This is a genomic window from Nonomuraea rubra (genome assembly GCF_014207985.1).
GTDB lineage: Bacteria > Actinomycetota > Actinomycetes > Streptosporangiales > Streptosporangiaceae > Nonomuraea > Nonomuraea rubra.
Map to the genome: position 1 here is coordinate 12113883 of NZ_JACHMI010000001.1, position 26000 is coordinate 12139882.

A 26000-nucleotide genomic window follows, 5' to 3' on the forward strand; every position below is an offset into this window, starting at 1 on the left:
CACATTGTGAGAAGCTATCACATTCAGGCGTGCGAGAGAAGGAGCCCTCTCGGCTCAGGACGTCAGTCGCACTCCTGAGTGCTGGCCGGCGTGGTGTCGTTGCGGCCCGCGGAGGCGTCCGGCTCGACCTCCTCGGCCGTCAGCACGTAACCGGTCTGCTCCTCGTTGATCGCGGCGGCGAAGATCACGCCGTAGACCTGGCCGTCGACCGTGAGCAGCGGCCCGCCGGAGTTGCCCGGCAGCACCTGGCCCCGGATCGCGTACACCTTCCGCCTGACCGTGTTCTCGCGGTAGATGTCGGGGCCCTCGGCCTCGAGCTGGCCGCCGATCCTGGCCGGCTCGGCGGTGAAGCCCTTGCCCTTCGGGAAGCCGGCGATGATCGCGTTGTCGCCGCGGCCGCCGTCGCCGTCGAAGGCGAGCTGCGGCAGGTCGAGCCCCGGCACGTAGAGCACCGCGATGTCGCGGCGCGGGTTGTAGCGCACGACCGTGGCCGCGTGCCGGTCGCCGTTGTAGTCGATCACCTGGAGGTCGCGGGTGACGCCGGCGACCACGTGCGCGTTGGTCATGATCCGGCCGCGCGAGTAGACGAAGCCGGTGCCCTCGATGTGCTTGTTGCAGCTCTCGGCGTTGCCCTGGACCTTCACGATCGCCTGGCGGGCCCGGCCCAGCTTGGCGCCCTGCAGCACGCTCTGGTCGGGCGGCTGCACGTCGATCAGCGTGCCCGCGCCTATCGCGTCGAAGACGGGCGGGAACTCCGAGCGGTCGATGAACTTCTTGAACGGCTGCTGCCAGTTGCGCGCCGCCTGCGGGATCGCGTCGTCGACCGTGGTGAGCAGCGCGGAGTTCTTCACCTGGTCGACGAGCGGGGTGAACGCGGTGGAGACGATCAGCGAGCCGATCAGCCAGGCGATGACCAGCACCGACAGCGCGCTGGCGAACGTGCCGCCGATCGCGTCGGCCATCTTGGCCGGCTCCCACGTGACGTGGCTGCGCACGACGGCGCCGAGCGTCGAGGAGGCGAACTGCCCGATGGTGGCCGACAGGAACACGATCACGATGGCCAGCAGCGCCTGCGGCGTGTCACCGTCGACGACCGCCTTGGAGATGGGGGGCGCGATGAAGACGCCCAGCACGGCACCGCCCACGAACCCCACGAAGCTCATCGCCCCGATGATGAAACCCTGCCGGTAACCCGAGACGCCGAAGGCGATCACGAGGCCGATCAAGATGAGGTCAAGCAGATCACCGCGCACGCTTCAAAGGTAACCAGCGATACGGTCAAGTGTGCACGTCTTCGATCAGGACGGCGTCACTCACCTGGCTATCTTGAGCGGTATGCCGCCGGACGAGGGAACAGTGCGCGATCTCATCCAGGCTGCGCTGCGCGACACCGATCCTGACGGGCCTCTGCGCTGGCACGTGATCTCGTTGCTGCGCCAGCGGGGTGACCTGGAGTCGTTCATCGAGGCCAGGCGGTTGTGCGCCGCCGACACCGTGGCCGAGCGGCTGCTCGGCGTGGACATCATGGGGATGTTGCGGCCGTTCGTGGACCGTACGCTGCCGGTGCTGCGTTACCTGGCGGCCAGCGAGGACGACGCCATGGTGCTGTACTCGGTGCTGATCGCGTTCGGTCATCTGGCGGACCCGCGGTCGCTGCCGTCCGTGATCGACCTGGCCGGTCACCTCGACCCGCGGGTCAGGTACGGGGCCGCGTACGCGCTGCAGCACGTACTCGGGGATCCGCCCGACCGGGCGGGCCTGGAGACGCTGCGCACGCTGGCGGCCGACAGCGACGCCGACGTGGCCGGCTGGGCCTCGCTCGGGGTCGCGTTGCGATCCGCCCACTGACCCCGTCAGCCGGTACGCGCCGCGATCCGCCCACTGACCCGGTCAGCCGGTACGCGCGGCGAGCCGCACCACGTCGGGCGGCAGGTCCTCCATGCGCGTGGGGTCCCACGGCTGTTCGAGGCCGCCCTCGCGGAGCACGGTGTCCAGGATGATCGCGGTGAACCCCCACACCAGCATCCCGCGCACCCGGAACGCCGGCCCCGCCGTGCCGCGCGGATGCCGCAACATCACCCGGTTGCCCGGATCGACCAGCTCGGCGATCGGCACCCGCTCGACCGAGTCGACCTCGTCGGGCGAGGCCGCGTGCACCGCGGACGGCTCGCGCCACCAGGCGATCACCGGGGTGACGCGGTTGTCGCTGTAGGTCAGGTAGAGCTCGGGCATCGTGCACAACACGTGCACCCCGCGCGGGTCGGCCCCGGTCTCCTCCTCGGCCTCCCGCAGCGCCGCCTCGATGGGCCCGGCGTCCTCGGGGTCCACGCCGCCGCCGGGGAAGGCCGGCTGGCCCGCGTGCCTGCGCCCGCGGGTGCTGCGCTGGATGAGCAGCACGTCGGGGCCGTGCTGCCCCTCGCCGAACAGCAGCAGCACCGCCGCCTTCCGCCCGCGCCCGTCGGGTGGCCGGAGGGGTACGGGAACTCGGGTCCGCTGCGCTTGCGCCGCCAGTCTCTCCAGCCAGTCGGGCACTTGGGTCACGCATCCTCCAACACGCCGCGGTGCGAATGACTTCCCCGCATCAGGAGAAGGGGCCGGATCTGACGAGCTTCTGTGCTTCTGCCTGGCCGGTGGGGCCGGTGCCGTACGAGGGGCAGAGCGCCGCCAGCGGGCACACGCCGCACGCGGGCCGGCGGGCGTGGCAGATGCGGCGGCCGTGCCAGATCACCCGGTGGGAGAAGATCGTCCACTCGCGCTTGGGCAGCAGCTCGGCCACCACGTGCTCGATCTTGACCGGGTCGGTCTCCCCGGTCCAGCCGAAGCGCCGTACGAGGCGCTGGAAGTGGGTGTCCACGGTCAGGCCCGGCACGCCGAACGCGTTGCCCAGCACCACGTTGGCCGTCTTGCGGCCCACGCCCGGCAGCGTGACCAGGTCTTTCAGCTTGGCGGGCACCTCGCCGCCGTACCGGTCGCAGACCGTCTGGGCCATGCCGATGATGCTGTTGGTCTTCGCGCGGAAGAAGCCGGTGGAGCGGATGATCTCCTCCATCTCCTCCCGGTCCGCGGCGGCATAGTCCTCCACCGTCGGATATTTCGCGAAGAGGATGGGGGTGACCATGTTGACCCGCTTGTCCGTGCACTGCGCGGAGAGGATGGTCGCGACCAGCAGCTCCAGCGGGTTGCGGAAATCGAGCTCGCAGTGGGCGTCCGGGTAGGTCTCCGCGAGGATGCGGTTCATCTTGCGCGCCCGCCGGACCAGTGCGAGCTGGGTCTCCGGCTTGCGCCCCGCCGCGTTCGTCGCCATGCCGCAAGAGTAGAAGCTCCCGCGAACGGTTGAACCCAGGACGGGCCCGGCCGCGTACAACCTGGCGCCTCGGAAGGGGGTCGTGACATGGGTGATCAGGGTGCGACGCTGGCGGAGTTCGTCAAGCAGGCGGGGCCGCTGCGCGGCCAGGCACTGCACCGGCTGGCCGTGAGCTGCGTGGCGGCCATGGCCAAGCTGCACGCGCGCGGCACCGCCGGGATCCGGCCCGGCAAGGAGAGCGTGGCGCTCGGCGCGCACGGGCAGGTGCTCATCGGCTGGGAGACCTCCCCGGCCCCCGGCGACCTGCCGGAGGCGGAGGACGTGCGGGCCTGGGCCGACCTGGTCGTGTTCGCGGCGACGGGCGCCGAGGACGGCGACCTGCGCGTGCTGACGCCGGCGCTGCGCATCGCGGTCCAGCAGTGCCGCCTGCCCGACCCGGCGGTGCGCCCGAAGTCCGTGGACGTGCTGCGCGTCCTGCTCAGCCGCTCCATGGCGGCGGCGGTCGCCTCGGTGGACGACCTGCTGGCCCGCCAGGCCGGATGACGTCGTGAGCGGGGGTTGCGGGTAGTCCGGTCACAGTACGGAAACGACGGTCCGGTACCTTTCCCCCGGGCTTCCACGCACCTGGGCAAGCCCAGAACACTCCGGCATTCCCATAACCTGTGTGTGCTGCCCGGAGTGGGGTGAGTCACAATGGCAGCAGAGGAGGCAGAGTGAACACCGAAGATGTGCTGGGCAAGGCCCCCCTGTTCGCCGCGCTGGACCGCGAGAGCGCCGCGGCGCTGCGCACGAGCATCACCGAGGTCCAGCTGTCGAAGGGGCAGACGCTCTTCCACGAGAACGAGACGGGCGACCGGCTCTACGTCGTGCTGGAAGGCAAGATCAAGCTTTCCCGCACCTCCCCGGACGGGCGCGAGAACCTGCTGAGCGTCCTGGGGCCGAGCGAGATGTTCGGCGAGCTGTCGCTGTTCGACCCGCGGCCGCGTACGGCCACGGCGACGGCGCTGACCGAGGTGCGGCTGGCCGGGCTCGGGCACGACGACCTGCGGCCCTGGCTGACCGGCCGGCCCGAGGTCGCGCTGCACCTGCTGCGCGCGCTGGCGCAGCGGCTGCGCCGTACCAACGACGTGCTGGCCGACCTGGTCTTCACCGACGTGCCCGGGCGGGTGGCCAAGCAGCTGCTCGACCTGGCCGAGCGGTTCGGCACCAAGACCGACGACGGCCTGCGGGTGCACCACGACCTGACCCAGGAGGAGCTGGCGCAGCTCGTCGGCGCCTCCCGTGAGACGGTCAACAAGGCGCTGGCCGACTTCGCACAGCGTGGCTGGCTGCGGATCGAGGCCAAGGCCGTGGTCATCCTCGACATGGACCGGCTCTACAACCGGTCGAGGTAGTCGAGCTGGGCCGCCACCGACATCTCGGCGGCGGGCCAGAGCGAGCGGTCGACGTCGGCGTACACGATCTTGACGATCTGGCGTGGCGTGCGGGCGCCCTGCGCGCGCGCCGCCCTGATCTGGTCGAGCCGCTGCCGCCGGTGGGCGATGTAGCCGTCGAGCGCGCCGATCGGGTCGGGCAGGACCGGCCCGTGACCGGGCAGCAGGGCCCGCGCCTCCAGGCCCTCGGCCGCCGCCCTGAGCCGGTCGAGGCTGCGCAGGTAGTCGGCCAGGCCGCCGTCGCGGGCGATGATCGTGGTGCCCCTGCCGAGCACGGTGTCGCCGGTCAGCATCGCCCGGTCGGCCGGCAGCCAGAAGCACAGCGAGTCGAACGAGTGGCCGGGCGTGCCGTACACGTGCAGCTCCAGGCCGCCCACGGTCACCACGTCGCCGTCGCCGAGCCCCTCGTCGCCCAGCCGGTGGCGCGGGTCCAGGGCGCGCACGGGCGCGTCCACCATGCGGGCGAAGGCGCGCGCGCCGCCGCTGTGGTCGAAGTGGCCGTGGGTGAGCAGGATCCCGGTGACGCGGCGCTCGCCGAGGTGGTCGCGTACGCGGCTCAGGTGCGCCTGGTCGTCCGGGCCCGGATCGACGACGAGCACCTCCTCCCCGGCACCGATCATCCACGTGTTGGTGCCGTCGAGGGTCATCGCGGAGGGGTTGGGGGCGAGCAGGTTCTCGGCGTGTTCGGTACGGGACCCGTCGGGCGTGCCGATCGGGATGTGCAGGCCGCTCATCGCGTCACCAGCCGCATCTCACCCTCGATCTCCACGGCTCTGGGCATGATCGTCTCGATCTCCCTGGGCGCCGCGAGCACGTCGGCCACGCTGTCGTAGGCGGTCAGCTCGGTGAGCGTGTGGTGGGTGGGCGGCATCAGGAAGAACTCGCCGTTCAGCGCCTCGGCGGGACGTCGCCACACCACCCGGTCGGCCTCCCCGCCCACGTCGCGCGTGCGCTGACCCTCGGGCAGCACGGCCACGAAGAACCGGGTGTCGAAGCGCCGGTGCTCGATCTCCGGCGTGATCCAGTGGGCCCAGGGCTTGAGCAGGTCGGTGCGGAGCACCAGGCCGCGCCTGGCGAGGAAGTCGGCGAAGCCGAGGCTGTGGTCGATCAGCGCCAGCCTGTCGGACTCCCAGTCGTCCCCCGTCGTGTCGGCCACCACCGAGTCGGGCCCGGGGCCCGCCAGCAGCACACCCGACTCCTCGAACGTCTCGCGCACGGCCGCGCACACCAGCCCGCGCGCCAGCCGTTCGCCGGCCTTGAAGACCTCGCCCCACTCCGCCGGGGACGGCCCCGCCCACGCGACGGCCTGGTCGGTGTCGCGCACGTCCACGGAGCCGCCGGGAAAGACGTACGCGCCCGCGGCGAAGGCCATCGTCGCCTTGCGCCGCAGCAGATAGACCTCCGGCCCCGGGCGCAGGAGCACCACCGTGGCGGCGTCCCGCGCCGGCACCGGCTGGACCCGGCCGGCCAGGACGTCCCGCGCCCGGTCGGCGAGCTCGGCAGGAAGTGGCAATCCGGTCACATGACCTCCTCCTAGAACATCACTCGGTCATGGTGACATATGCCCGCTTCAGCCGACTTCGGCGATCAGCTCCACCTCGACGGGCGCGTCCAGCGGCAGGGAGGCCACCCCCACGGCGCTGCGCGCGTGCCTGCCCTGGTCCCCGAACACCTCGGCGAGCAGGTCACTGGCGCCGTTGGCCACCTGCGGCTGCTCGGTGAAGTCGGGAGCACTGGCCACGAAGACCGTGAGCTTGACGATCCGCCGCACCCTGGACAGCTCGCCCAGCTCGGCCTTCAGCGCTGCCAGCGCGTTGAGCACGCAGATGCGGGCCTGCGCCTTGCCCTCGTCGACGCCCAGGTCGACGCCGAGCTTGCCGGTCTGGTGCAGCTTGCCCTCGACCACCGGCACCTGGCCGGAGGTGTAGAGCAGGTCGCCGGTGCGGACGGCGGGCAGGTAGGAGCCCGCGGGCTTGGCGGGCGACGGCAGGGTGAACCCCAGCTCCTCGACCCGCTGCTCGGGCGACGTCACTGCTTCTCCCGCTTGAAGTAGGCGACCAGCTGCTCGGGCGTGGCGCCCTGGACGATCTGGACCAGCTCCCAGCCGTCGGCGCCGAAGTTGTCGAGGATCATCTTCGTGTTGTGGATCAGCACGGGTGCCGTGAGGTACTCCCATTTCTTCATGGGGATCAGCGTAGTGTGAGCAATCTCAAAGGTTGGTCGCAGGCAGACGACAAGTGACCGTTCGGTAGCGTGGAGGCGTGGACTCCCCGGACACGGATTGGGCCGACGTACGACTGCACGTCGTCACCGGCAAGGGCGGCACCGGCAAGACGACCGTCGCCGCCGCTCTGGCTCTCGCCCTCGCCTCGGGCGGCCGCAAGGTGCTGCTGGTGGAGGTGGAGGGCAGGCAGGGCATCGCGCAGATCTTCGACCTGCCGCCGCTGCCGTACGAGGAGCGCAGGATCGCGGTCGCGCCGTCGGGCGGCGACGTGTACGCGCTGGCCATCGACCCCGAAGAGGCCATGCTCGAGTACATGGAGATGTTCTACGGGATGCGCAGGGCGGGCCGGGCGCTGACCAAGATGGGCATCGTCGACTTCGCCACCACCGTGGCCCCCGGCTTCCGCGACGTGCTCGTCACCGGCAAGACCACCGAGGCCGTACGCAGGCGCGGCAAGAACGGCCGCCGCATCTACGACGCCGTCGTGCTCGACGCGCCGCCGACCGGCCGCATCACGCGCTTCCTGAACGTCACCAAGGAGGTGGCCGGCCTGGCCAGGGTCGGCCCCATCAAGAACCACTCCGACCTGGTCAGCGGCGTCGTGAAGTCCCCCGAGACGGCTGTGCACTTCGTCACGCTGCTGGAGGAGATGCCGGTGCAGGAGACCCTCGACGGGATCGCGGAATTGCGCGCGGCCGGCCTTCCCGCCGGTGGCGTTTTCATCAACATGGTGCGCCAGTCCCTCCTGCCACAGGCCGCTCTTGACACGGCTGTCAAGGGCCGCTTCGACGCCGGGGAGCTGGCGCTGGGCCTCAAGGCGGCCGGCGTGACCGACGGCGCCCAGGCCACCGCGCTGGCGGAGGCGCTCGCCGAGGAGGTCGTGGAGCACGCCCACCGCACCGAGCTGGAGCGCGCCGAGCGGGAGACGCTCGCCGGAGCCGGGCTGACGAGGTACGAGCTGCCGCTGCTGGCCGACGGCGTGGACCTGGCCGGCCTGTACGAGCTGGCAGAGAGCATGCGCACCCAGGGAGCAGCGTGAAGAAGCCCGCCGTCCTCGACATCGACGCCATCCTCGACGACAAGGGCACCAGGATCATCGTCTGCTGCGGCGCCGGCGGCGTGGGCAAGACCACGACCGCGGCGGCGCTCGGCCTGCGGGCCGCCGAACGCGGCAGGTGCGCGGTCGTGCTGACCGTCGACCCGGCCAGGCGGCTGGCCCAGTCGATGGGCCTGACCGAGCTGGACAACACCCCGCGCCTGGTCAGCTCGCCGGAGGGCGGTGGCCAGCTCTACGCGATGATGCTCGACATGAAGCGCACGTTCGACGAGATCATCGAGGCGCACGCCGATCCCGTACGGGCCCGCCAGATCCTGTCGAACCCCTTCTACCAGTCCCTGTCGTCCAGCTTCTCCGGCACGCAGGAGTACATGGCCATGGAGAAGCTGGGCCAGCTCCGCCGCTCCGACGAGTGGGATCTGATCATCGTGGACACGCCGCCGTCACGCTCGGCGCTCGACTTCCTCGACGCGCCGGAGCGGCTCGGGCGCTTCCTCGACGGCCGGTTCATCAAGCTGCTCACGGCGCCGGCCAAGGCGGGAGGGCGCAGCGCGTTCCGGCTGCTCAACGCCGGATTCGGGCTGATGGCAGGGGCGATGACCAAGCTGCTCGGCGCCCAGGTGATCAAGGATCTGCAGACGTTCGTGTCGGCGCTGGACGCGGTGTTCGGCGGGTTCAGGCAGCGGGCCGAGATGACGTACCGGCTGCTGCAGGCGCCGGGCACGGCCTTCCTGGTGGTGGCCGCGCCGGAGCGCGACGCGATGCGCGAGGCGTCCTACTTCGTCGAGCGCCTGGCCGAGGAGCGCATGCCCCTGGCCGGCCTCGTCGTGAACCGGGTGCACGAGGCGCCCGCCTCGGGGCTCTCCGCCGCCCGCAGCGCCGCCGCCGCGGAGGACCTGGAGTCGAGGGGCGAGCACGAGCTCACCGCGGCCGTGCTGCGGCTGCACGCCGGGCGAATGCAGCTCGCCGCCCGCGAAAGCCGCGAGCAGGAGCATTTCATCTCGGCCCACCCCACGGTGCCCGTGGTGCAGGTTCGCGCCATGTCCGAGGACGTTCACGATCTCACCGGGTTGCGGGAGATCGGAAACCTGCTGGCCACCGCATAGAAGTACGGCCGGCGGCGGCGCCGGCCGTACGCGGTCGCCGGGCTGGGGTCAGCCCGCGATCAGCTCGTTGGTTCGTTCGTACTCTTCCTTCGCCGACTCGAGCAGCTCTCGCCACGAGTCCACGTCGGGTCGCCGTCGAAGCAGCGCACGTCGTTCCCGTTCGGTCATGCCGCCCCACACCCCGAACTCGATGCGGTTGTCCAGCGCATCGGCGAGGCATTCAGTACGGACCGGGCAGCCACGGCAGATGAGCTTGGCCCTGTTCTGCGCGGCGCCCTGCACGAACAGGGCATCCGGATCCGCACCCTTACAGGCGGCACGGGAGGTCCAATCCGTGATCCACATTGTTCGACCCCACTCCCCTTAGGTGGTCAGTCGTCATTTGGGGCCGACGGGCGCGGGCGCCGAGCCTCCGTATTCAGTTGCCGCAGAGGAGAACGTACGCAACTACCCGTTCGGGCCGACAGACCCCAGAGGACCAATTTCTCGCCGCCGTCTTGACCGGGAATGACTAGTCACCCCCGTCAGTCAAGGCGAAATGGTGTCGTGCTACCGATTCGGTCAGTGTTTCCGCGTACTCTTGGTAGCGTGCAAGCCCAGCGCAAAGATCGCTCCAATCCCGTGCTCAACGTCCTGCGGCTCGTCATCGCAGGCGCGGCCGCGGGGGTGCTCGCGGCTGCCGTGGCCTTGCCGGCGGTCGGCGGCGCGGGCATGTCCACCAGGAGCGCGGTGGAAGCACTCGACCTCAAGCCCGAGAACCTCGACGAACCTCCTCTGTCCGAACGCACCGAGATCTTTGATGCCGACGGCAAGAAGATCGCCCAGTTCTACTTCGAGAACCGGCAGTCCGTGACCCTCGACAAGGTCGCCCCGATCATGCAGACGGCGCTGATCGCGATCGAGGACTTCCGTTTCTACCAGCACGGGCCGATCGATGTGGAGGGAACGGTCAGAGCGCTGCTGAAGAATGTCAGCAGCGGCGGCGTCATGCAGGGCGGCTCGTCGATCACCCAGCAGTACGTCAAGCAGGTGCTGGTCAACAAGGCCGAGACGCCGGAGGAGCAGGCGGCGGCCATCGCGCCGACGGTCTCGCGCAAGCTGTCCGAGCTGCGCTACGCGATGGCGATCGAGGAGAAGTACTCGAAGAACGAGATTCTCGAGAAATATCTCAACATCGCCTACTTCGGCGCGGGCGCCCACGGCGTCCAGGCGGCGGCCAGGCGCTTCTTCGACAAGTCGGCCTCCGAGCTCAACCTCGTCGAGGCCGCCACGCTCGCCGGCGCCGTGCAGAACCCGGCCAGGACCGACCCCAACGTCGGCCCCGAGTCCCGCCAGCGGCTGCTGGAGCGGCGCAACATCGTGCTCGACCGGATGGCCGAGCTGAAGAAGATCACCGCCGAGGAGGCCGCGGCCGCCAAGGAGAAGAAGCTGGGCTTCAAGGACGTCAAGGTGCCCGGCGGCTGCGAGGCCAGCAAGTATCCGTACTTCTGCCTCTACGTCCAGTACGAGATCCTCAACAACGAGGACTTCGGGAAGAACCAGGACGAGCGCAGGAAGCTGCTCCAGCGCGGCGGCCTGCGGATCAAGACCACGATCGACCCGAAGATGCAGGAGGCCGCCGAGAAGGCGATCAAGAAGTACGTCAGCACCAAGGACAAGCCCGTGGCCTCGCAGGCCATGGTGGTGCCCGGCACCGGCGAGATCAAGGCGATGGCCAGCTCGCGCAAGTTCGGCGGCAGCAAGAAGAAGAACGAGATGAGCTACAACATCGTGGCCGACGCCGCACACGGCGGCGGTCGCGGGTTCCAGCAGGGCTCGACCGCCAAGGTGTACACGCTGGCCGCAGCGCTGGAGGAGGGCCTCAAGTACGGCGACGGCTTCCCCGCCCCCGCCGGCTACAAGGCCAGCGGCTACAGCTCGTTCAAGAACTGCAAGAACCAGAACGTCGGCGACCCCAGCCACACCGTACGCAACTCCAGCGAGGGCGGCGGCGGGTTCAAGACCCTGGAGAGCGGCACCTGGGGCTCGGTGAACACGTTCTTCATCAAGCTGCAGGAGAAGGTCGGGCTCTGCGACACCGTCAAGATGGCCAAGAAGCTCGGCGTCAAGCGGGCCGACGGGCAGAAGCTGTCGGAGGTCGAGACGTTCACGCTGGGCGTCAACGAGGTCGACCCCGTCACGATCGCCAGCTCCTACGCCGTCTTCGCCTCGCGCGGCCAGTACTGCAAGCCGCTGGCCATCACCGAGATCAAGGACCGCTTCGGCAAGGCCAAGCAGTACAAGCCGAAGTGCTCCCAGGTGCTGGAGGAGGAGGTCGCCGACGCGGTCAGCGGCATCCTGTCCGGGGTGTTCACCAAGGGCACGATGACGGAGGTCGGCGGCATCGGGCGCGACGCGGCCGGCAAGACGGGCACGACCGACAACTACATGTCGGCCTGGTTCGCCGGCTACACGCCGAACATGTCCTCCGCCGTCAGCCTGGGCGACCCGCGCGGCACCTCGGCGCACAAGCTGATCGGGATCACGATCGGCGGGCGCTACTACCCGTACGTGTACGGCGCGTCGATCTCGGGGCGGATCTGGAAGGACTCCATGATCCAGGCGCTCAAGGGGGTCGAGCCGGTCGAGTTCCACCCGGTCGACACCTCGCGGTTCGGCGGCTGCACCGACAACTGCGCGCCCAAGCCGAAGAAGGACAAGAAGGACGAGGACGGGCCGGACGATCCGTTCGACATCTTCGACCCGGGCAACAACGGCGACGGGCCGCCGGACGGGCGCGACGGCCGCGGCGACGGGCCGGGCGGCGGCCGTGACGGCCGCGGCGACGCCGGGCCGATCATCACGCCGGACGACTGAGCCGATCATCACGCCGGACGACCGGGCCGGACGACCGGGCCGGACGACTGGCTGAACGGCTGAGCCGGACGGCTGAGAGGCGCTGAGACCGCCGCCTGAGGCGCTGAGGCCTCCGCCCACCATTCGTGGGGGAGGCCTCGTCTCCCGGGGGCTCCTGAGGGGTCTCAAGGGCGCGGAGAGGCGTTCGGGCCGCGCTCGGGGCGCGGATCCGGGGGCTACTTGGCCAGGCGGGCCTTGACCGCCGCGGCCACCCGGCCGCCCTCGGCCCGGCCCGCGACCTTCGGGTTGACCGCCTTCATGACCTGACCCATGGCCTGCGGCCCCGCGGCGCCCGTCTCGGCGACGGCGGCCTCCACCAGCTCGGCCAGCTCCTCGTCGGAGAGCTGCGCGGGAAGGTACTCCTCCAGCACCGCCTGCTCGGCCAGCTCCGCCTCCGACTGCTCCTTGCGGCCCGCGTTGGCGAACGCCTCGGCCGCCTCGCGCCGCTTCTTGGCCTCCTTGGTGAGGACCTTGATGACCTCGTCGTCGGACAGCTGCCTGGCCTCCTTGCCGGCGACCTCCTCGACGTTGATCGCGGCCAGTGCCATGCGGACGGTCCTGAGGCGTACCTCGTCCTTGCTCTTCATCGAGGCCGTCAAGTCGGCCTTCAGCTTGTCCTTCAATGCGCTCATGCGCTCCATCTTGCCGCCTGCGGGGACCCGTCCGTCGCCGTCCCGGCTCCGTCCGGCCGATGTCACGCCGGATCTCGGGCATCATGAAGAGGTGAGGAAAGCCGTCGCAGTACCCCTGTCCATGCTCGGTCTCGGCCTTGCCGGGCTGGGTTACGCCTCCGTGGTGGAGCGCAACTGGTTCCGCCTGCGCCGCTTCGACGTGCCCGTGCTGGAGCGCGGCCAGCGTCCCGTGCGCGTCCTCCACCTGTCGGACCTGCACCTGACGCCGCGCCGGACGATGCTGATCAACTGGGTCCGCTCGCTCGGCGCCCTGGAGCCCGATCTCGTCGTCAACACCGGCGACTCGATCGCCCACCCCGAGGCCGTCCCCGCGCTCCTGCACGCCCTGGAGCCCCTGCTGTCGCGCCCCGGCCTGTTCGTCTACGGCTCCAACGACCTCTACGCCCCCGTGCCGAAGAACCCGGCCCGCTACCTGTGGCGTACGTCCAAGAACGACCACCGCCAGCACGTCCCCTCCCTCCCCTGGGAGGAGCTGGGCGCCGGCATGGCGGCCGAGGGCTGGCTCGACATGAACAACACCACGGCCCGCATCAAGGTCGGCGACCTCGACGTGGCCGTGGCCGGCATCCACGACTCCCACATCGCCCGCGACCGCTACGACCTGGTCGCCGGCCCCGCCCCCGCGGACGCCGACCTCCGCCTGGGCGTCATGCACTCGCCCGAGCCCCGCAACATGACCCGCTTCGCCGCCGACGGCTACCAGCTCCTGCTGGCCGGCCACACCCACGGCGGCCAGCTCTGCATCCCCTTCTACGGCGCCCTGGTCACCAACTGCGGTATCGACCGCGCCCGCGTCAAGGGCCTCAACCGCCACGACTCGGCCTGGCTGCACGTCTCCGCCGGGCTCGGCACCTCCCCGTACGCGCCGGTCCGCTTCGCCTGCTTCCCGGAGGCGACTCTGCTGACGCTGGTGCCGCGGAGATAAAGGCGGTCACAAGCACCTTGGAAGTCCGCTAGACTTTCCAAGCACGCACACGACGGGTGTGTGCGCCGGGGTGTAGCGCAGCTTGGCAGCGCGCTTCGTTCGGGACGAAGAGGTCGTGGGTTCAAATCCCGCCACCCCGACAGTATCGCCGCAGGTAGAAGGCCGCTTCCGAAGATCGGAAGCGGCCTCTCTTGTCTTCTGAGTGACTAAGTGCGTGACTACGCTTCTACGGCGTCCGTGGCTTGCGTCTCAGACTGGTGCTTCAGAACGTAATCGATCATGCGCTGCATGGTCTCCACGTTCTCGTACAAGAGCCCCAGCGCCCTGTTGCACTGCTGGCACAAGATCCCTTCTCCGAACTACCAGTGCGATCTTCCTCGTTGAGGTCGAGATGCACCGGGGTCGTCCGTCTGCCGGGTTCTGAGAGAGGGGCGGTCAGAGGGTGCTGGACCGCCCGGCGATCTGGTTGAAGGTGGGCAGGCCCAGGTGGATCACAGAAGGCTTGAGTGCGGCATGAGCTGAGTCAGCTTCTCCTCGGCGCCCGCCAGGCTGATCTCCAAGCCCTCGACCTCGCCGAGCCAGCCTTCACGCTGAGCTTCGGCGATCCGATCAAACAGGTTGTAGCGGATCTCGATCAGGCGGTCACGCTGGGACGGTTCAGGCCGGAGGAGCGAACATCGGACGCAAGCTTCTCTGAACCAACGAGAGTGTGCCCTGTGATCAGGTGACGGGACGATCAGTCCTGAAGGGGAGGTCCGGTGTGGGGCCGGAGAACGGGTGCGAATGGCGCGGGTGTTAGTTTCCTTCCCGTGTTAAAACACCAGGACGAGACCAGGGCGGCCTACGACGGGGTCGTCGAGCTGTACGCGTCGATGTTTGCTAATCGGTTGGAGACGCAGCCGTTCGCGCGGAACATGATCGGCACCTTCGCCGAGCTCGTGCGTGGCACGGGGAACCTGCGTGCAGCCGACGTCGGGTGCGGACCCGGGCATCTGACAGCCATGCTGCACGACTTGGGGCTGGACTCCTTCGGGCTCGACCTCTCCCCGGCTATGGTCGCCCACGCCCGGCGGGCCCATCCGACGCTGCGGTTCGACGAAGCGCGAATGGAGGCCCTGCCGATCGAGGACGGCGCGCTCGGCGGAGTGCTGGCCCACTACTCGATGATCCATACCCCACCTGGAGAATTGCCCGCGCTGCTCGCCGAACAGGTGCGTGTCCTGACGCCAGGGGGCCTGCTCCTGGTGTCCTTCTTCGGGACCGAGGGACCGGAGCCGGTCCGCTTCGACCACAAGGTGGCGCCCGCCTATAGCTGGCCGGCGGAGCAGTTTGCCGAGTTGCTGACCGGGGCCGGACTCGTCACGGTTGCTCGGTTGCTCCACGACCCAGCGTCCGAGCGGGGCTTCCTCGACACCCATTTGCTGGCCCGCCGCCCGTAGAGCGTGGCCCGTGGCCTGGGTCGGGGTGGTGTAGATCATCCGTGTGGATGAGCTCGGCTAACTTGAAGGTCCTCTTGCCGTACTGATTCGTGTCGCGATCTGGCTGAAGCGGGGCATGCCGAGCAAGTCCGTCAACCACTTGGCGTTGACGGACTTGCTCTGCATCGAGCTGGGCGAGCTTCTCCTCTGCGCTGGCGAGGCTGACTTGGAGTCCTTCGATCTCACCGAGCCATCCCTCCTGTTCAGCTTCGGTGATTCGGGCGATCAAGTTGTCGCGGATCTCGGCAAGCCGTGCCCGTTGGGCCGGGTCAGGTCGGAGGAGCGGCATCTGACACAAGCGTGCTCGTGGATGCACGACGTTCCGAAGGCCCGAGCGCAGGTTCCCAGAGAGAGCTTGCGCTTCTCGAAGTGGGCGAGGAAGGCGTCCCACTCCTCGTTCGTCGGGGTCCGATATTCCTCGCTGGGACGAAGCGATCGTCGACGGGCGATGAATGCGCGGTGCGCTTCGATGGCGTCTGCCGGGTAGATGGCGTTGTAGCCCATCGTGGTGTTGATGTCGGAGTGACCGGCCAGGACCTGTGCGATATGGGGCGGCAGGCCGCTGCGGATTGCGTCGGTGATGAAGATTCTTCGGAAGTCGTGAGGAGCGAAGTCGAGGGGCTCGCCCGCGGAGTCGGTGAGCCCGGTTCGTTTCAGGACCTCGTTAAGACCATCGCGGATCATTTGGCGGGACACCGGCGTGCGCTGGGCTCCGTATGTCCACTGGAACAGCAGCGGCATCGGCGGGTTCCAGATCTTCTCCGCAACGTCGTAGATGGGCAGCATCGGGATCGCGCCTGTTCGAGGGTCACGGACGCGGGCGATGACCGTGCTCAGGACGTCGGCCAGCTCTGGGCTGACAAGGAGAAGCCGTTCCTCGTCTGTTTTCGAGGGAGCGACCTGAAGCAGAGGCACTATGTCACCGCTGGTGGGCAGCTTGTATTGGATCAAGGCGTGATGGCTGGCCTCCAGCATCTCCTCGATCCGGACACCGGTGTGCTGCAGGGATTCGATCGTGGCCCAGGCCCAGAATGCCCGCTCCTCGAGCAGTCCCAGATGAATGCGTCGGCCGGACTCGTCGTAGGCCCGGAACGGAGTCGACGAGTCCTTCTTCTGGCGCGTGTAGGTCCTGCCTCTGAACATGAACTGGCCGCCGAGTGGGGCGACTCGGAGGGCGTCCATCCCCTCCTGGGCCTCCGTCCAATTCGCCCTGGCGGCACGGACAACGGTGGACAGCGCGGGCAGTCGTTCGCGGGTGCGCTGGTCCATCTTCGCCTTGCGGCGCTTCTCGTGCTTGGAGGTACTGGCATCGGCGGCGCTGACCGGGCAAGGAGCAACCCACGGGCCCCAGCGTTCTGGTTCCTCGACGGCCCAGTGGGCCAGGTCGAGGTAGAGGGCTCGCACTCCGAGCATGAGGCTGCCGTAGTTGGCGCGCTCCGATATTGCCTCGTGGACTGTGCCATCGGGCAGCCGGCGGCGCGTGACTTTCGTCCGGCTGGCCTGCTTCCATGCGCTGACGACCTCGGACGGCAGCCGGAGTGTGTCGATGCCGGGCTGAATGCGCTCAATCTGCAGCCAGAAGTTCCTCACGAGCGTCCGTGACGCGTCCTCCAAGGACGTGTAGTCCATGGTGGGCTGGCGTTCCTTGAGGTACTCGACCAGCAGGTCCCGGATCGGCTTGGACTGCGGCTGGTAGCGGTCGACGAGCTGCTCGACCGAGACTTGGCCGGACGTTCGGTGCAGGAGCCTCAGTGACACGGGTGCGTCGGGCGGCAGGTGACCCAGGCTCTTCACCCAGGAGTAGAACAGGCTTTGTCCGCCCGACGTGGCCCGTTGAGCTCGATGCTCCTCCATGTACTCAATGGCGTCTCCGACATTGATGTCGGCCAAGCCACCTCCCTTGGCGATGACTAGCTTGACCAGCACGTTCTTGGCGAGAATGCCGAGATGGGAGGACCATGCCTCTGGGCCCACCAACTCCTGAAGGCGGGCGAAGCCATCAGGGTCACGGTGCCGGGTGATGATGGCACGCAGATTGGTCGAGGTCCGGGTGAGCTGCCAGCGGAGCGATGGCCGGAGCACGTCGGCGCAGACCAGGGCGAACAGGCCGGTGTTGAGGATGCCGTTCGCATTCTCCGCGTTGTAGCCGACCCAGGTCGCGTTGAGCTCGTTCCACTGTGCCCCGGTGCCACTCGCCGCGGGAGATGCGTTCCAGCGTTGCTGCCAGGTGTCGCCCGGCTGCTTCAGGAGCCAGTGCAGAATGAGTGTTGCGCCCCGGCGCCGGTAGAAGTGGGTGCTCTCGCTCGCGGCCCGTAGCGGAGGTCGGTTCAGCCGGGCGACAACCTCGTCATAGGAATGGCTGGTGGCAGTCCAGTCGTCCTCGTAAGGCCGCGGCGGGAAACGTTTCTTGGCGGCCCGGAGGGCCTCGCCGGCGAGCGGCTGAGCGGCTCGGATGGCGGTCGAAGCGACCAAGGTCTCAGTGCTCGTCACCACGAGTTCCCGAAGAGAGTCTTCATCGAGTCGGAGTTGTAGCCAGGAGCCGGCGGCGCCGGTGGCCGGTCGCGCTGCTCGGCCCGGCGTGCATGATGGGCGCGGACGCGTTCGATTACCTCGTCCTGACTGGCCGGAAGGTAGAGCTGTGTGGTCGTCAGATGTGCGTGACCGAGGACCCATTGGACGTCGGTCAGAGGCATGTTGGGGTCGCGGGCGAGTCGGTAGGACGCGGTGTGGCGTAGATCGTGGAGCGTCCAGTTCGCTCCAAGAAGATCGTTGGTCCGGTTGAACATCGCCCGCGCCGCGTCGTAGTTCAGCGGACGCCACGGCCGCCTCAGCGTCCACCACAACGGCAGGTTCTTGCCGTGCGGGACGCCGTCTCGCCGGGCCTCCTCCTGGTAGAGCCGTAGCCAGACGAAGGCGTCGGTTGAGCAGGGAAGCTGCTGGTAGGCCCGGGTTCCCTTCCGAATCACGCCGACCAACTGCTGACCGGGAAGGGCATCACGCTGCCGACTGGTAAGGAGCTCTTCGGCGCGGGCAGCGTTGGAAACCCAGAAAGCCAGCAAAGCGCGGTCCCTGTTGTGGCGGAGGGCGGCGAAGAGTGCATTGAACATCTCGTCGGGGACGCCGGCGATACCCGCGCCACTTACGGCTACACCGCTTACGGCAAGAACGACGACGAACTCTTCACCGGCGTAGACAAACCCGACCCCGTCGATCCCACTACCAAGGAGGAGTACAACCCCTACCGCTTCAACGCCAAACGCTGGGACAACTCCACCGGCATGTACGACATGGGGTTCCGCGACTACAACCCCGGCCTCAACCGCTTCCTCAACCTAGACAGCTACAACGGCGCCCTGGACGATCTCGCCCTCAGTCTCGACCCCTGGACCGCCAACCGCTACGCCTTCGGCGGCGGAAACCCCATAACGAACGCCGAGATCGATGGACATTCTCCGGATAACTGTCTCTACGGCGTCTGTTCTGAAGAAGTCGCCAAGAACGGCCCGCTCTCAAAACAGACGAACAATGTGAACATCGAGGGGCGGACGAGCCGACACATCGGGAAAACGGGTGCCATCAAAGTGCCTGGCGACGTGGACATCAAAAAGTTCAGGGAAACGTTCACGAAGAAATTCAGCGAAGTCGTCGGCGACAGGAGCCCCAGCGGCTGGACTCTCGTCGAAGACGAACTGAATGCGGCCATAAACGCCTGCCGTATCATCGGGGAACACAAGTGTGGAAAATGGTACATCGGCCTAGTTTTAGCGCATGCCGATGTTGCTGTAGCCAACGGAGCCAATCCGAACGGTGCCAGCCGAGGCCGAACCGGCAAGCGCGGAACTCCGGCCAGCCTGAGAAGAATTACCAGCAAGAATTTCGACGCCGAATGCAATAGCTTCGTACCTTCCACCGAAGTGCTCATGGCCGACGGCACGCGGAAACCAATCGAGGACATCAAGGTTGGCGACGAAGTTCTCGCCACCGATCCAGAAACTGGCAAGACAGAGGCCAGGCAGGTCATCGATCTCATCGTGGGCGAAGGTGACAAGCAGCTCGTCCATGTCACCATCGACATCGATGGAGAACAAGGCCGAGACACCGGCGTCATCATAGCCACCGATGGGCATCCCTTCTGGGTCCCTGAACTACATACGTGGGTCGACGCCGAAAAGCTTGGGCCCGGCATGTGGCTTCGCACCTCCGCTGGCACCCTGGTTCAGGTTAAGGCGATCAAGCAATGGACCGCACAACAACGTGTCCACAACCTCACGGTCGCAGACCTCCACACGTACTATGTGCTAGCAGGCAAGACTGCGATACTTGTCCACAACTCACCATTCAACCCATTCTGTAATACGAAAAAGCCTATATTTGGGCCTCGGCCGGATGGTGGCCAGTCATCCGTGTACATCATCGTTAATCCTGCGACCGGCAACATCTGGAAATACGGGAAAAGTAATAACCCGGTCGGCAGATATACCGCGAAGGACTTCGAAGACTGGAGTAGAGAGTACGGCGGCAGTTACCGGATGCAGATCCTTAAGAACTTCGACTCAGAGGAAGACGCGCTCGCGGCCGAGCGTTATATGACATCCCGGTTCGGGGGTCCGGAAAATGATGAGCCATGGGCCAATAGCATCACCCCTCAAGGAAGTTGGGAAGATGAACTCCAAAGAGCGCTAAACCTACACTAGGCGATTCAGTCAAGGCTTGACCATCGGCCTCCGAGTTCCTACTCGGAGGCCGATGGTACATCTTGCAAATCGGCTGGATACGGCTACACTGGACGGCATGGTGCAACATTGGCAGTATTATCGGGCCGAGTGCGAGAACGGTACGTTTATCAATGACCCCTCGGAAGACGCGATCTTTGACCTGCTAATGACGTTGCGGCAACCGGATAACGGTTTCGTGGTGATAGAACAGCCGGGAGTCGATCCGCCTTGGTATGTCTGCATCTCCATTATGGACGACGGCGAGTACGAACTAGAATGCCGCGATCAGCTTCTAGGTACACATCAACTGGAATCCGGGGCTAGCAGGTCTTATGCTGCAAAACAAGCAACAAAATGGCTTGCTAATACTTATCGAACTCATAACTCTTGAGCTTTTCGCGTAGTCTCCATCTACGCCTACGACGCGGCCTCCCGCCTGAAGGAGATCTCCCACCCGCCCTCCCACGGGCAGACCGTCCGCAACGTCTCGAAGATGACCTACTGGGACAACGGCTGGTTCAAGACCACCACCGACCCGTGCGACATCAAGAGCACCTACCAGTACAACGAGCTCGGCCTGCAGACCAGCCGCACCGTCACCAGCGCGGGCGGCTCCAGCCAGCGCGCTTTGGACTGGTCGCACTACCCCGACGGCAAACTCAAAACCCCACTCCGACGACGGCGTCCCCCTCGGCCTCGATGTCGTCCTGTCCGACAACTCCGACACCGGCCAGACCGTCACCACCGGCACCTGGACCCTCGCCGGAAGCAGCAGTTCCTCCAATATCGTCGGCGCGCAGACCGCGGTGGAAGGCTTCGTCGGCTACGACTACGCCACCGAACCTGACGATCGACGATTACGTCGAATGCGCGGAAGAGTAATGACGACACCTGTCAGGGCCTGGCAGAAGCTGCGCTGCTGAACATGGCGGCAGCCGGTGCCGACAAAGCGGCGAAGGAGCCCGGCAAGGCGATCGAAGAGGCGGCGGAAGATTTCACCAACCTGGCTGTCATCAACTGGAAGTGGAATAGCGTAAAGACGTTCGGCCATACATTTAGCGATCACGGCAAGAGCGTGGCGCAGCTCGCGGACCGGGTGCTGAAGAAGGGAAAGCCTAAAGGTAGGTGGACCGATCACGACTCATCCCCAGCAAGAATCGCATGTACAGAACAGCCTTTCCGTTCCTTGACTAATGGGCGCGGCGAACCCGCCGCTGCGCTCGGGAGCTAGAATCACCTGGGATGCCTACGCCTCACCATCGTAGGTTTCCCAGGCACTTGCGTAACCGCGTCAACATAGAATGAGGCGGAGTGTTTAAGTTTGCCCTGATCTGCCCGAAGCAGATGAAGTCGACTGTAGACAGCCAAGAGCCCTTTGGGGATGACGGAGACTACGAATATCTGGTGATGGTGGGCAGTCGCTTGCTGGCTGCGGCCGACTATCGGTTCACTCTCGGAGGATTTGGCTCCGATGATTGGAATCTAGACGTCGAGTATGACATGTCGTCCTTTATTGAGGGCCTGCCAGATCTCCTCGCCGACCTTCGAACGAAGGGAGCGGGCGAAATTGATCTGTACGCTCAAGGAGTTGAGCGTGTTCTTAAGTTCTCTCGTGTTCAAGACACTGTAGCCATCGCCTGTATTTCCAGAACAGATTGGACGCCCAATCCGCCGATCGAATACTGCGACTATGTGGAGCTCGAGGTGATGCTCAAACGATTGGCAACGAACTTCGCTCACGCCCTTCACCGCCTATCGTCGCTTATAGCTAGACTCGAGCCATTTTCCAAGTGGTTGAGAGAAGAGGTCTAGGTCCAACTACGTGCAGTTGGGGCTTGCCGCTGCTGACTAAGGGCGACTACTACTACGCATGGGCGACTTGTTTGGAGAACGACGGAAATCTCTACTGGACGCGTGGGCATTATGCCTACGTCGAGAACGATACCTCGGTGGCAGTCTGTCACGAGTACGCCGATGTCGATGCGTATGGTGTCGAGGTGATTCACTGAGGCCTTTTCATCCGTGGTGAGCTCGTAGTTCTCAGCGAAACCCCGGACGATGCGCCGGCTCTTGAGCTGGGCATGTTCGCGTTCGCCAGGCCCGCGTAGCCGGGCGTGGGATCGGTTGGCGGCCTTCGCCAGTGCGTGCGGGATGCCCCAGATGCGGGCGGCGGTCAGGTCGTGAGTGCTGTCCGGCAGCGATCCGGAGGTCCAGACGATCGTGCGGTGTGGGGCAGCGGAAGATCCCGGAGGGACTCGACAAGGTGGAGCCCTACGGCGAGGTACGGCTGGACGTGGCCAAGCGCCTACGCCTCGGTGGCCATGCCGTGCCGATGCTGCCCAGGGAGCCACTGAGCAGGCACTCCTATGGGCGGGAACCCTCTCCTGGCCGGTACTGCCGCCTCAGGGCGTGCCGTACTCGCGCTTGATCACCCGCGCACGGGCAGACCCAAGGACGCCGCCAGGCGGCCGAGCGCCTCGCTGAGCTCGGCGTGCTGGGACGAGGTGAGGTCGGCGGCGAGGTTCGCGTCGAGAGCGAGCGCCTTGGCAGTGCATTCCGCGAGGAGGTCGCGCCCCTTGCCGGTGAGGCTCAGGATCTGGCGGCGCCGGTCGGCCGGGTCACGGAGCCGTTCGATGGCGCCCATGGACTCCAGGCGGTCGGCAAGGGACACCACGAGGCTGGGCGCCACCCGCATCAGCTTGGCGATCTCAAGTTGCGAGGCGGCCAGCCCCGAGTCGAGGACTCCCAGCAATCCGACGTGCTTGGGTTTCAGATCGTGGACGGCCAGGGCCTCCGCGTACTGATCTGCGACCAGCGCACCCACGGCGCCGAGCCGGAAGCTGAGGGTATCGGTCCATTTGACATCGTTCACGATCAGCATGATAGCGTCCCCATATCATTCACGTTGTGAACGATTAGAAATGAGAACGATGGTCGACCATCGCACCGTACAGGTCCTCCTTGCCGACCTGCAGGACAGCGTCGTTGCCCTGAGCAGGACGAGCAGCCCCGAGACCATCAGGCGCTCGGCCGGGGTGCTCGGCAGGGTCGCGCGGGCCCGCAGAACACTGGCCATGTGCGGCGTGACCTCGGAGATCGTGGTCCTGCACACCGCGCTCGACGCCCTGGCCGACGGCTATGACGTGATCGTCCTGGCCGACGCGAGCGGCGGCGTGTCGGAGCGTACGGAGAACGCGGCCTTCCGCCAGATCGAGGCAGCGGGCGGCACGGTGACGTCGGTGGCGAGCTTCGTCACGAGCATGGTCCGCGACTTCACCAGCCCCACCGGCCGCATCGCCATCACCGCACTGCACGACCTGATGGGCTGGCGATCACGACCGCGGACCTTCCCTCAGCTTGTCGTTCAACCGTCCAGGCCTCCGAAAGAGAACACATGAAACTCGCACCCCGTCTGCATCGCCTCGGTAACGACCTCGTGGCGTGCTACCTCGTCGACACCGCCGAGGGCATCACGCTCATCGACGCCGGGCTGCCCGGCCACTGGCGGGATCTGCAGCGCGAACTCCACTCTCTGGGCAAGTCCGTCGACGACATCCGCGGGCTCGTCCTGACCCACGGCGACTCCGACCACATCGGTTTCGCCGAACGCCTGCGAAGCGCCCACGGCGTACCGGTGTTCGTGCATGCCGCCGACGCCGTCCGCACCCGGACGGGAGAAAAGCCCAAGGTCGCCTTCGGCCCCATGCGTCTCGGGCCGACGCTCGGGTTCTTCGGATACTCCATCCGCAAGAACGGCCTGCGCACCCGCTACGTCGGCGACGTTACCGAGATCGGTGACGGCGACGTCCTGGATCTGCCCGGAAGCCCGGCGATCGTGGGCATGCCAGGACACTCTCCGGGAAGTGTGGCGGTGCACGTGCCGCTCGCCGACGCGGTCTTCGTCGGGGACGCGCTGACCACTCGGCACGTCCTCACCGGCCGCGAGGGCCCCCAGCCGGCACCCTTCACCGACGACCCGGCCGAAGCACTCTCCTCGCTCGACCGGATCGCCGACCTGCCGGCATCCTGGGTGCTTCCCGGCCACGGCGCCCCCTGGCGCACCTCACCGGCCCACGTGAGAGAGGCGGTGCACTCGGCATCGGCCGATGCCGGCACATGAGGCCGGCGCCCACCGGATGCCATCAGGCTCCGAGCGGTCGTCACCCATGGGAACCGATGGCCGGCGATTGGTACGCTAATGCCCGGTCTACCTGCGGCCAGAGGGTCCCGAAGCTCAGAAGTGGCCTCTCGTCTCGTCTGGGTCGCCTCGGTGGCGACGTTCAAGCCTCCCGGAACCCTCGCATCGACATGGATGTTCGTGCAGACATGATCCCCCAGCCCCCCGAACCGACCGCCGAGGATCTGCTGGAGATCGCCGACGCCCTGCTCCCCGGCCACTCCCTCGACGACGCTCGGATCACGGCCGGAAACCTGCACCACGTCGTGCTCCTTCCGGGCACGGCGGCCGTACGGGTGAGCAAGCGGCCGTCGTCGGCCCAGGAGATGCCGCGCCGCATGGAGGTGCTGCGCGAGATCTCGCGGGCTGGGCTGCCGTTCAAGGTGCCGGAGCCGCTCACGCCCGTGACGTGGTTCGGCGAGCGTACGGCGGTGGCCGTCTCCTGGGTCGAAGGCGAGGAACTACCCGAGGGGCAGGGCGACCCCGGCCAGATCGGGAAGCTGCTGCGCGCCGTACGGGAAGTCGCCGTCACGCCGCGGCTGAGGGAGCTGCTGTACGCCCCGGGGGACAAGGGCTGGGCCGAGATCCTTGCCGAGCAGGTCGTTCCGGGGCTGCCGGACAGGTGGCGCGACACGTGCCGCAGGCGTCTCGAAGTGGCGCGCGATCTGGAGCCCGTGCCGGATGTGCTCGTTCACGGCGATCTGGGCGGCTCCAACGTCCATTGGAGCAGGGGCGGGCAGTTGGTCGGCGTGCTGGATTGGGATCAGGCCCATCTGTTCGACCCCGCCATCGACGCTGCTCTGATGGCCTGGCATGGCTGGGACAACGTCGAAATGGCCGTGGAGCCCGAGACCTACCGTCGTGCTCGGATTTACGATGCTCCCTTCGGTGTCGGGCATCTTGTTGGGGTTCTCGATGGGCGGCCGCTGACGAACGTCGAGGGGTACGTGCGTAGCATCGTCGGCTGGCTTGAGAGGGACTGCTGAGGGCTGCCCAGACTGCGGCACGCCTCGTTCACTCCTGTCGCCGCACAGAAGAGCGCTCCGTCCAGCGCCGGTCAAAGCCGCGCTTGACGTTCGCCTGGTCTTCCACCGTCGTCCGGCCGGGCAGATAAGAGCTCACGTGTGCGCGACGGCACCAGTGCGAGGAGAGTCTGATGCCCACCAGCGAGATCACCATTCCCGGCACCAAGCTCGCCGCCGAGGCGACCGAGCTGGTGCGGGAGTCGACCAGCGACCTGATCTTCCACCACTCCCGGCGGGTCTACTTCTGGGGCGTGATGCAGGGCCACAACCGCGGGTTGAGTTTCGACCCCGAGCTGCTCTACATCGGCGCGATGTTCCACGATCTCGGGTTGAACGAGGAGCATCGCGGCAGTGGCCGCCGGTTCGAGGTGGACAGTGCCGACGCGGCCCGCCGGTTCCTCCAGGAGCATCAGGTGCCGGAGGACAGCGTCCGCCGGGTGTGGACGGCGATCGCCCTGCACACGACGCCGGGCATCCCCGAGTTCATGGAGCCCGAGGTGGCGCTGGTCACGGCCGGGGTGGAGTACGACGTGCTGGGCATCGGCTACCACGATCTCAGCGAGGAGCAGCGGGCCCAGGTCACGGCGCTGCATCCGCGGCCGGATTTCAAGCACCAGATCCTGCAGGCGTTCGCCGACGGCATCGCGCCCAAGCCGGAGACCACCTTCGGCAACGTCAAGGCCGACGTGCTCGAACGCTACGTGCCCGGCTTCCGGCGCGGCAACTTCGTCGACACCATCCTTCAGTCGCCCTGGCCCGAGTGAACGACGTTCGTGACCGGGTGTCGTGTTCGAGGACGAGCCGGGTGGGCTGGACGCGGGAGCCGATGCCGGCGGAGGAGTTGATCGACTGACCGCGCGGGTGTAGGTGCCTCTCACCCCCTGACCATGGCCGATGCGATCGGCGCTATTTGGTGTTGCTAAGTACCGGTAGTCGGTGTTACTTTGTACCGGTAGTCAGCAGCACCAA

Annotated in this window: 31 protein-coding genes, 1 tRNA gene and 1 pseudogene; 19 read left to right on the forward strand and 14 right to left on the reverse strand. The window is 67.1% G+C overall.

Going from position 1 to position 26000, the window contains the following annotated elements; all coding sequences use genetic code 11:
- Positions 1-62: 62 nt before the first annotated feature.
- Entirely contained in the window at positions 63-1253 is a 1191-nt protein-coding gene (locus HD593_RS56000; RefSeq protein ID WP_185110945.1) for a MarP family serine protease, read from the reverse strand.
- A gap of 103 nt (positions 1254-1356) precedes the next feature.
- On the opposite strand from HD593_RS56000, the gene HD593_RS56005 reads away from it, so the two are divergent.
- On the forward strand, positions 1357-1848 hold the full coding sequence (locus HD593_RS56005; RefSeq protein ID WP_312904391.1) for a HEAT repeat domain-containing protein: 492 nt from the start codon (positions 1357-1359) through the stop codon (positions 1846-1848).
- A gap of 42 nt (positions 1849-1890) precedes the next feature.
- Here the strand turns inward: HD593_RS56005 and HD593_RS56010 are convergent, their stop codons facing one another.
- Entirely contained in the window at positions 1891-2541 is a 651-nt protein-coding gene (locus HD593_RS56010; RefSeq protein ID WP_185110947.1) for an NUDIX hydrolase, read from the reverse strand.
- A 40-nt stretch (positions 2542-2581) separates the two neighbouring features.
- On the reverse strand, positions 2582-3304 hold the full coding sequence (nth, locus tag HD593_RS56015) for an endonuclease III (RefSeq protein ID WP_185110948.1): 723 nt from the start codon (positions 3302-3304) through the stop codon (positions 2582-2584).
- 87 nt (positions 3305-3391) lie between these two features.
- On the opposite strand from nth, the gene HD593_RS56020 reads away from it, so the two are divergent.
- Both HD593_RS56020 and HD593_RS56025 read left to right on the forward strand, forming a co-directional pair.
- Positions 3392-3847 (forward strand): hypothetical protein, encoded by a 456-nt coding sequence (locus HD593_RS56020; RefSeq protein ID WP_185110949.1) that lies wholly within the window; start codon positions 3392-3394, stop codon positions 3845-3847.
- Positions 3848-4017: 170 nt separating this feature from the next.
- Positions 4018-4698 carry a Crp/Fnr family transcriptional regulator gene (locus tag HD593_RS56025; protein WP_043629901.1) on the forward strand — a complete coding sequence of 227 codons (681 nt, stop codon included), beginning with the start codon at positions 4018-4020 and terminating at the stop codon, positions 4696-4698.
- Here HD593_RS56025 and HD593_RS56030 read toward each other — a convergent pair.
- From HD593_RS56030 to sp36, 4 genes are read right to left on the reverse strand one after another with little or no spacing between them, the layout of a single operon-like run.
- Positions 4680-5471, reverse strand: a complete 792-nt coding sequence (locus tag HD593_RS56030; protein WP_185110950.1) for an MBL fold metallo-hydrolase — start codon at positions 5469-5471, stop codon at positions 4680-4682. The two genes, HD593_RS56025 and HD593_RS56030, sit on opposite strands and share 19 nt — an antisense overlap.
- Positions 5468-6250 (reverse strand): NUDIX hydrolase, encoded by a 783-nt coding sequence (locus HD593_RS56035; RefSeq protein WP_185112706.1) that lies wholly within the window; start codon positions 6248-6250, stop codon positions 5468-5470. Before HD593_RS56035 ends, HD593_RS56030 begins: the two co-directional genes overlap by 4 nt.
- A gap of 57 nt (positions 6251-6307) precedes the next feature.
- Positions 6308-6769: a RidA family protein gene (locus tag HD593_RS56040; protein ID WP_185110951.1), complete on the reverse strand. Its 462-nt coding sequence runs from the start codon at positions 6767-6769 to the stop codon at positions 6308-6310.
- Positions 6766-6921, reverse strand: coding sequence for a Sp36 family protein (gene sp36, locus HD593_RS56045; protein ID WP_148438127.1), 156 nt, complete (start codon positions 6919-6921; stop codon positions 6766-6768). Before sp36 ends, HD593_RS56040 begins: the two co-directional genes overlap by 4 nt.
- A gap of 77 nt (positions 6922-6998) precedes the next feature.
- Here sp36 and bagA point away from each other — a divergent pair, with 77 nt between their 5' ends.
- Positions 6999-8000, forward strand: a complete 1002-nt coding sequence (gene bagA, locus HD593_RS56050) for an ATPase BagA (protein WP_185110952.1) — start codon at positions 6999-7001, stop codon at positions 7998-8000.
- Positions 7997-9124 (forward strand): ATPase BagB, encoded by a 1128-nt coding sequence (bagB, locus tag HD593_RS56055; RefSeq protein ID WP_185110953.1) that lies wholly within the window; start codon positions 7997-7999, stop codon positions 9122-9124. The genes bagA and bagB overlap by 4 nt, the downstream gene beginning before the upstream one ends.
- Positions 9125-9172: 48 nt before the next feature.
- On the opposite strand, the gene HD593_RS56060 is transcribed toward bagB, so the two are convergent.
- Positions 9173-9469 (reverse strand): WhiB family transcriptional regulator, encoded by a 297-nt coding sequence (locus tag HD593_RS56060; protein WP_020542548.1) that lies wholly within the window; start codon positions 9467-9469, stop codon positions 9173-9175.
- A 243-nt stretch (positions 9470-9712) separates the two neighbouring features.
- Here HD593_RS56060 and HD593_RS56065 point away from each other — a divergent pair, with 243 nt between their 5' ends.
- Entirely contained in the window at positions 9713-11980 is a 2268-nt protein-coding gene (locus HD593_RS56065; protein WP_312904392.1) for a transglycosylase domain-containing protein, read from the forward strand.
- 215 nt (positions 11981-12195) lie between these two features.
- Here the strand turns inward: HD593_RS56065 and HD593_RS56070 are convergent, their stop codons facing one another.
- Positions 12196-12651 (reverse strand): GatB/YqeY domain-containing protein, encoded by a 456-nt coding sequence (locus HD593_RS56070; RefSeq protein WP_185110955.1) that lies wholly within the window; start codon positions 12649-12651, stop codon positions 12196-12198.
- A 121-nt stretch (positions 12652-12772) separates the two neighbouring features.
- On the opposite strand from HD593_RS56070, the gene HD593_RS56075 reads away from it, so the two are divergent.
- Both HD593_RS56075 and HD593_RS56080 read left to right on the forward strand, forming a co-directional pair.
- Positions 12773-13636, forward strand: a complete 864-nt coding sequence (locus HD593_RS56075) for a metallophosphoesterase (protein ID WP_185112707.1) — start codon at positions 12773-12775, stop codon at positions 13634-13636.
- A 66-nt stretch (positions 13637-13702) separates the two neighbouring features.
- Positions 13703-13776, forward strand: a tRNA-Pro gene (locus HD593_RS56080).
- 78 nt (positions 13777-13854) lie between these two features.
- On the opposite strand, the gene HD593_RS65515 is transcribed toward HD593_RS56080, so the two are convergent.
- The gene (locus HD593_RS65515) at positions 13855-13980 is read right to left on the reverse strand and encodes a hypothetical protein (protein ID WP_197093450.1); all 126 of its coding nucleotides are present in this window, start codon (positions 13978-13980) and stop codon (positions 13855-13857) included.
- 162 nt (positions 13981-14142) lie between these two features.
- On the opposite strand from HD593_RS65515, the gene HD593_RS56090 reads away from it, so the two are divergent.
- Together HD593_RS56090 and HD593_RS56095 are read left to right on the forward strand one after the other, a co-directional pair.
- A complete protein-coding gene (locus HD593_RS56090; RefSeq protein WP_185110957.1) occupies positions 14143-14364 on the forward strand; it encodes a hypothetical protein in 222 nt (73 codons plus the stop codon).
- 81 nt (positions 14365-14445) lie between these two features.
- Entirely contained in the window at positions 14446-15075 is a 630-nt protein-coding gene (locus tag HD593_RS56095; RefSeq protein ID WP_185110958.1) for a class I SAM-dependent methyltransferase, read from the forward strand.
- Positions 15076-15339: 264 nt separating this feature from the next.
- Here HD593_RS56095 and HD593_RS64905 read toward each other — a convergent pair whose 3' ends face one another.
- Positions 15340-17604, reverse strand: a complete 2265-nt coding sequence (locus tag HD593_RS64905) for a tyrosine-type recombinase/integrase (RefSeq protein ID WP_221525425.1) — start codon at positions 17602-17604, stop codon at positions 15340-15342.
- Positions 17601-18173 (reverse strand): site-specific integrase, encoded by a 573-nt coding sequence (locus tag HD593_RS56105; protein WP_246547269.1) that lies wholly within the window; start codon positions 18171-18173, stop codon positions 17601-17603. Before HD593_RS56105 ends, HD593_RS64905 begins: the two co-directional genes overlap by 4 nt.
- Before the next feature lie 15 nt (positions 18174-18188).
- On the opposite strand from HD593_RS56105, the gene HD593_RS60835 reads away from it, so the two are divergent.
- The 5 genes from HD593_RS60835 (at position 18189) to HD593_RS56135 (ending at position 21838) form a co-directional block, all read left to right on the forward strand.
- Positions 18189-19808, forward strand: coding sequence for a polymorphic toxin-type HINT domain-containing protein (locus HD593_RS60835; protein ID WP_221525426.1), 1620 nt, complete (start codon positions 18189-18191; stop codon positions 19806-19808).
- Positions 19809-19905: 97 nt separating this feature from the next.
- On the forward strand, positions 19906-20220 hold the full coding sequence (locus HD593_RS56120) for a hypothetical protein (RefSeq protein ID WP_185110960.1): 315 nt from the start codon (positions 19906-19908) through the stop codon (positions 20218-20220).
- Positions 20221-20754: 534 nt separating this feature from the next.
- A complete protein-coding gene (locus HD593_RS56125) occupies positions 20755-21060 on the forward strand; it encodes a hypothetical protein (RefSeq protein ID WP_185110961.1) in 306 nt (101 codons plus the stop codon).
- Between the two features lie 80 nt (positions 21061-21140).
- Complete coding sequence (locus HD593_RS56130; RefSeq protein ID WP_185110962.1) at positions 21141-21641, forward strand: hypothetical protein; 501 nt, start codon at positions 21141-21143, stop codon at positions 21639-21641.
- 23 nt (positions 21642-21664) lie between these two features.
- Positions 21665-21838: a hypothetical protein gene (locus HD593_RS56135; protein ID WP_185110963.1), complete on the forward strand. Its 174-nt coding sequence runs from the start codon at positions 21665-21667 to the stop codon at positions 21836-21838.
- Positions 21839-21880: 42 nt separating this feature from the next.
- Here the strand turns inward: HD593_RS56135 and HD593_RS63000 are convergent.
- Positions 21881-22066 (reverse strand): annotated as a pseudogene (locus HD593_RS63000) (IS5/IS1182 family transposase); the annotation flags it as partial.
- 191 nt (positions 22067-22257) lie between these two features.
- Positions 22258-22710, reverse strand: a complete 453-nt coding sequence (locus tag HD593_RS56140; RefSeq protein WP_185110964.1) for a MarR family winged helix-turn-helix transcriptional regulator — start codon at positions 22708-22710, stop codon at positions 22258-22260.
- Positions 22711-22750: 40 nt separating this feature from the next.
- Here HD593_RS56140 and HD593_RS56145 point away from each other — a divergent pair, with 40 nt between their 5' ends.
- The 4 genes from HD593_RS56145 to HD593_RS56160 all read left to right on the forward strand — a co-directional run bounded on the left by HD593_RS56145 (position 22751) and on the right by HD593_RS56160 (position 25795).
- Positions 22751-23227 carry a cysteine hydrolase family protein gene (locus HD593_RS56145; RefSeq protein WP_221525427.1) on the forward strand — a complete coding sequence of 159 codons (477 nt, stop codon included), beginning with the start codon at positions 22751-22753 and terminating at the stop codon, positions 23225-23227.
- Positions 23224-23949 (forward strand): MBL fold metallo-hydrolase, encoded by a 726-nt coding sequence (locus tag HD593_RS56150; RefSeq protein ID WP_185110965.1) that lies wholly within the window; start codon positions 23224-23226, stop codon positions 23947-23949. The genes HD593_RS56145 and HD593_RS56150 overlap by 4 nt, the downstream gene beginning before the upstream one ends.
- Positions 23950-24155: 206 nt before the next feature.
- Complete coding sequence (locus HD593_RS56155) at positions 24156-24992, forward strand: phosphotransferase family protein (protein ID WP_185110966.1); 837 nt, start codon at positions 24156-24158, stop codon at positions 24990-24992.
- Positions 24993-25162: 170 nt separating this feature from the next.
- Positions 25163-25795 carry an HD domain-containing protein gene (locus HD593_RS56160; protein WP_185110967.1) on the forward strand — a complete coding sequence of 211 codons (633 nt, stop codon included), beginning with the start codon at positions 25163-25165 and terminating at the stop codon, positions 25793-25795.
- Positions 25796-26000: the final 205 nt, after the last annotated feature.